The organism is Methylobacterium sp. DB0501, from assembly GCF_011043735.1.
In the GTDB taxonomy this organism is placed as follows: Bacteria; Pseudomonadota; Alphaproteobacteria; order Rhizobiales; family Beijerinckiaceae; genus Methylobacterium; species Methylobacterium alsaeris.
On the sequence record NZ_JAAKGV010000069.1, the window covers coordinates 1 to 1,844 of the forward strand.

Sequence of the window (1,844 nt, forward strand, 5' to 3'; positions counted from 1 at the left end):
GCTACGTGGCCCGCGATACCCGCCGCTTCGCCCGCGAACTCGGCTTGATACCGAAGACGACGCCGCTGGAGAGCCCGCAGAGCAACGGCATGGCCGAAGCGTTCGTGCGAACCTTGAAACGCGACTACGTGCGTGTCTCGGTGCTACCGGATGCCGCGAGCGTGCTGCGCCAGCTCCCCGTTTGGCTGGCGCACTATAACGACTTTCATCCTCATCGCGCGCTCGGCTACCGCTCGCCGCGCGAGTTCATCACCCGATCAACCCAGGAGACCCCGTCCGGTCTTTAGGGGGCAACAACAGACCCGTGCCACCTTAATCGAGCGGCGAATGCAGATCTCCGCTCAGGATCGGGCAGTCTGGAGCGCGGACATCAGTCAGAGGCTCAGGCCGGAGCTTGACCGTGCGTCCAGCAAGCTGATCGGCTTCTACTGGCCCTTCAGGGGCGAGTACGACGCGAGACCTGTTCTGGCGGCGCTGCGGGAGCAGGGCGCACACCTCGCGCTCCCGGTGGTGGTGGAGAAGGCGCGGCCGCTCGAATTCCGGGAATGGCGGCCCGGGATCGCAATGACTCGTGGTGTCTGGAACATCCCCATCCCGGCCGAGGGCGAGGCGGTCTTTCCCGACGTACTGATCGCGCCGCTAGTCGGCTTCGACTCGTCTGGATACCGCCTCGGTTACGGTGGAGGCTTCTACGACCGCACGATCGCGGCTCTGCCAAGCAAACCTTCGGTGATCGGAGTTGGATTTGAGTTCTCGCGTCTCGAGACGATCTATCCACAGGCGCATGACGTCCCCATGGACGTCATCGTGACGGAAGTCGATGCATGGCCTGGTCTGAGGTGACCTGCTACCTGAAGCGGCGCGGCGGCGTGGTCACGGCCAGGGCCCGAGGACGGCATCGCCAGGAAAGCTGGTTTTCCCGGCCTCCGAAGCCAGCCGGGCGGGTCGCCACCGGTTCCAGAACCGCATAGTCCTTGCCCTGCGAGGCCCCTTCGGATGTCGACGTGGCGGTGGTCGATTGCTGCCCTCGACTCGGGTGGAACTCGCTGCGTATGTCTCTGTCGAACAAGGTGAAGGTTGGCCTCGACGAAACCCGCATCCTAGGGTCAGGACTCAATCAGCACCAGAACGCGATGACGGCTGCCAGGGCAAGAGCCGAGGCGAAGTTGCGAGCAAGTTTGTCGTAGCGGGTGGCAATGCGGCGGAAGTCCTTGAGGCGGCAGAACACCGCTTCGACCCGCCAGCGGTCGCGATAGCGGCGCTTGTCGAGGCGGATCTTGCGCTTGCGGGCGCGGGTGCCGGGAATGACCACGCTGATGCCCTGCTGGCGGAGGTCCTGGCGCAGCCAGTCGGCGTCGTAGCCCTTGTCGGCGATCAGCCGGCGCACCGGGCCGGGCGCCTGGGCCAGCACGGCGGGCGCGGTCTTCACGTCGCTGGCGTTGCCAGGGGTGAGGTGGATGATGCCTGGGCGTCCGATCACGTCGGTGAGGACATGGATCTTGGTGGTCGGGCCCGCCCGCGAGGGGCCGATCGCCTGGTGGCGGTCCCCCCTTTATGGATGGCCCGCCCCTCACCGGGCTGCACTGCTAGGCTGGCAGGGTAGCCGAGATGAGGGATGGAGCGGAACAATGACGATCGCGGTGCTGGGGATCGATCTGGGCAAGAACAGCTGCAGCCTCGTCGGGCTGGACGCGGCCGGGCGAGTCGTGCTGCGCCGCCGGATGCGACGCGAGACGGTGATCGCCTTCGGCGCGAAGTTGCCGGGGTGCGTCGTGGCGATGGAGGCATGCTGCGGTGCGCACCACATGGGCCGAGCCCTCTCGAAGCAGGGACACACGGTTCGC

2 protein-coding genes and 2 pseudogenes are annotated in these 1,844 nt (G+C 66.4%); 3 read left to right on the top strand and 1 reads right to left on the bottom strand.

Annotation, left to right across the window (positions count from 1 at the left end):
- Positions 1 to 287, top strand: a 287-nt coding sequence (locus G4G93_RS36355; protein ID WP_165091309.1) for an integrase core domain-containing protein, incomplete at its 5' end; no start/stop codon positions are given.
- Entirely contained in the window at positions 196 to 843 is a 648-nt protein-coding gene (locus tag G4G93_RS35275; RefSeq protein ID WP_395413750.1) for a 5-formyltetrahydrofolate cyclo-ligase, read from the top strand. The genes G4G93_RS36355 and G4G93_RS35275, both read left to right, overlap by 92 nt.
- Positions 844 to 1,117: 274 nt before the next feature.
- On the opposite strand, the pseudogene G4G93_RS35280 reads toward G4G93_RS35275, so the two are convergent.
- Positions 1,118 to 1,549: pseudogene (locus G4G93_RS35280) on the bottom strand (IS5 family transposase); the annotation flags it as partial.
- A gap of 79 nt (positions 1,550 to 1,628) precedes the next feature.
- Between G4G93_RS35280 and G4G93_RS35285 the strand changes: the two are divergent.
- Positions 1,629 to 1,844 (top strand): annotated as a pseudogene (locus G4G93_RS35285) (IS110 family transposase); the annotation flags it as partial.